Source organism: Saccharothrix sp. ST-888 (assembly GCF_000955975.1).
Lineage (GTDB): Bacteria > Actinomycetota > Actinomycetes > Streptomycetales > Streptomycetaceae > Kitasatospora.
In genome coordinates this window covers 1-351 of the sequence record NZ_JYJF01000612.1, presented here as the reverse complement: position 1 = coordinate 351, position 351 = coordinate 1, and the positions used below count along the sequence as shown (strand labels likewise).

Here is a 351-nt window from a genome sequence, read left to right as displayed (position 1 = left end):
CGTACAGGTCCTCGAAGACGGCCACCGTGCCGTAGGGCTCCTGGCGGGGCTCCTCCAGGAAGGTGACACCGGCGGCGGTCATCCGGCGGGGGTCGGCCGCGAAGTCCTCGGTGTTCAGGAAGGGGCCGACGCGGCCGCCGGTCTGGTCACCGATCCGGGCCGGCTGCTCCCGCTGCGCCGCATGGCCGGGGGGGAGGCCAAGGCACGGATGGTGGCCGACGGCTCCCGCGAGGACCGGCTCGCCGACGCGGATCGCGTCATCGACAACAGCGTACTCCTGGAGCCGCTGGCGGCCGGGGTGACCGACGTCTGGGAGCAGTTGAAGGTGAGCCAGGGGTGTTCGGGCGTAAG

Annotated in this window: 1 pseudogene; it reads right to left on the bottom strand. The window is 72.6% G+C overall.

From position 1 onward, the window contains the following. A pseudogene (locus UK12_RS42175) lies at nucleotides 1–351 on the bottom strand (hypothetical protein); the annotation flags it as partial.